This window comes from Streptomyces triticirhizae, assembly GCF_003696235.1.
Taxonomy (GTDB): Bacteria; Actinomycetota; Actinomycetes; order Streptomycetales; family Streptomycetaceae; genus Streptomyces; species Streptomyces triticirhizae.
On record NZ_RFFJ01000359.1, the window covers coordinates 1 to 2,530 of the forward strand.

The window sequence follows — 2,530 nt, forward strand, 5'->3', positions numbered from 1 at the left end:
CGGGCGCGCTGCGCCCGGCGGACTTCCGCGCCCGCGCCGGGAGTTGGCTGGCCCCGCCCCTGGGCGGCGGGTGGCGGCCCTCTGTGGCGGCCACGGAGGCGTGAGCGGGGCGCGAGCGGGGACGCGGGCGCGCGGCGCGGGCGCCGTCGGGAAATCGTTCCCGTTCGGGGCGGGGTCGATGGCACCATGCGCGGATGCGTGAGGCACCTTCCGACCTCGACCCCCGCGCGCTCGGCGCGCTCCTGCGCGACCGCTGGGGCCTCCCGCCGACCGTGCTGGAGCACGCCCCGGTCGGCTTCGGCGGCTACCACTGGCGGGCCTCGGACGCCGCCGGCCGGCGGTGGTTCGTGACCGCCTGGGACCTGGACGCGGGGCAGATCACGTGGTCGACGCTCCCGGCGGCGCTCGCCGCCACCGCCACGTTGGCCGCTCAACTCGATGGCGTGGTAGGCCCGTTGACCGACCGCGAAGGGGAGCCGGCGCGCCGGCTCGGTCGACGCTACGCCGTGGCCGTCTTCCCCTGGGCCGCCGGCACCTCAGGCAAGCCCGGCCAGCCCCACTCGGCGGAGCAACGGCGGGCGCTGCTGGGCCTGTTGGCGGCGGTGCACCGCGCGGCGCCCGCCGTTCCCGAAGCGCCGCGCCGCGATCCGGAGTTGGCGGGGCGGCCGGCGCTGGAGCGGGCGTTGGACGCGCTGTCCACACCGTGGACCGGCGGCCCCTACGCCGAGCCGACCCGCGAGCTGCTGATACGACGTCAACCGGCCGCGCTGCGGAAGGCGTTGGCGGACTATGACGCGCTGCTCGCGCGGGTGCGCGCCGAGGGCGTGCCGCTGGTGCTCACCCATGGCGAGCCGCACCCGGGCAATGTGCTCTGGTCCGAGGGGCGGCCGGCGTTGATCGACTGGGACACGGTGGGGCTGGCCCCGGCCGAGCGTGACCTGTGGCAGGTGACGGAGGACCCCGCCGAGCTGGCCGCCTACCAGGCGGCCGGCGGCGGCCCGGTCTCCCCCGCCGCGCTGCGGCTGTTCCGGCTGCGCTGGGATCTGGACGAGATCACGCTCTATGTCGACCAGCTCCGCCGCCCGCACGGCGCCGACCGGGACACGGCGACCGCGTTCGAGGGCCTGGTCGAGTCGTTGGACCGGGCGCTGGCCGCCGTCGGCTGAGGCCGTCGGCGCCGGACCGCCCGGGACCAGCCCCGGGGCATGGTTGCCTCCTCGGCACAACCGCTGTTTTATCGTTAAATCGCACATCCCATACACGGCACCGAGCCCCCGGAGAGAGTCACACCATGCCCAAGGCGGTGGTCGACCCCGTACTGCGACGCTGGCGCGCCGCGCTCTTCATGCTCTTCCTCACGCCCGGCTTCGCTCTGGCCTCCTGGGTGACCAGGACTCCGGCGATCAAGGAGGCGGTGGACGTCTCGACCGCCGGCATGGGCCTGATCCTCTTCGGCCTCTCCATCGGCTCGATGATCGGGGTGCTCTCATCGGGCGCGCTGGTCGCCCGGCACGGCGGCCGGTGTGTCGCGGTGCTCGGCGGCTCGTCGATCACGTTGGGCCTGGCGGTGCTGGCCTGCGGCGCGGCCGGCGGGGTCGGCCCGGTGGTCTTCCTGGGGCTGGCGTTCTTCGGCTGTGGCGCCGGCCTCCAGGAGATAGCGGTGAACGTCGAGGGCGCCGCCGTGGAACGGGCGTTGGAGCGGCCGGTGATGCCGGCGCTGCACGGCTGCTTCAGCGGTGGAACGGTGCTGGGGGCCGGCGTCGGGATCGGGCTGACCGCGCTGGACTTCCCGGTCTTCTGGCATCTGGCGCTGGTCACGGTCGTGGCGGCGGCCGGGCTGCTGTGGGCGCGGACGCGGGTGCCCGAGGGCACAGGCCGGGAGGAGCCGGGCGAGAACGGCGAACGGGCCGGCCGTGCGCGGGACCGGCTCGCGGTCTGGCGGGAGCGCCGGGTGGTGCTGCTGGGCCTGATCGTCCTGGGCATGGCGCTGGCCGAGGGCTCGGCCAACGACTGGCTGCCGTTGATCATGGTTGACGGCTTCGACCTCGACGAGGTGGCCGGCTCGGTGGTGTTCACCGTCTTCGCCGCCGCGATGACGGTGGGCCGCTTCTCCGGGCAGGTGCTGTTGACGCGCTTCGGCCGGGTCGCGGTGATGCGCGGCGGCGCGGTGCTGGCCTGCCTCGGGGTGCTGGGCGTGATCACCGCCCCGGCGCCCGAACTGGCGGCGGGGGCCGTCCTGTTGTGGGGCCTGGGCGCCTCGCTCGGCTTCCCGGTCGCGATCTCGGCGGCCGGCGACGATCCGCGTGGCGCGGCGGCGCGGGTGAGCGCGGTGGCCACGACGGGCTACTTCGCGTTCCTGGTCGGGCCGCCCGCGCTGGGCTTCCTCGGCGAGGAGTTCGGGCTGCGGAACGCGATGGTGGCGGTGCTGGCGGTGGTGCTGGTCGCGGGCGCGGTGGCCGGGGCGGTGCGCCCGTCCGCGCGGAGCGCGCCGGTGGCCGGCGGCCGGGCGCCCGAAGCCGCGCCGAACGAC

The 2,530-nt window shown here is 75.8% G+C and carries 2 protein-coding genes; both read left to right on the forward strand.

Annotated elements, in window-relative coordinates:
- Window positions 1-194: 194 nt before the first annotated feature.
- On the forward strand, window positions 195-1,166 hold the full coding sequence (locus tag EBN88_RS29555) for a phosphotransferase enzyme family protein (protein WP_122400051.1): 972 nt from the start codon (window positions 195-197) through the stop codon (window positions 1,164-1,166).
- A partial coding sequence (locus tag EBN88_RS29560; RefSeq protein ID WP_325052791.1) for an MFS transporter occupies window positions 1,163-2,530 on the forward strand: 1,368 nt, incomplete at its 3' end. The genes EBN88_RS29555 and EBN88_RS29560, both read left to right, overlap by 4 nt.

Excerpts from the sequence above, each read along its gene's own strand:
- EBN88_RS29555 (WP_122400051.1), top strand. The coding sequence starts at position 195 with ATGCGTGAGGCACCTTCCGACCTCGACCCCCGCGCGCTCGGCGCGCTC.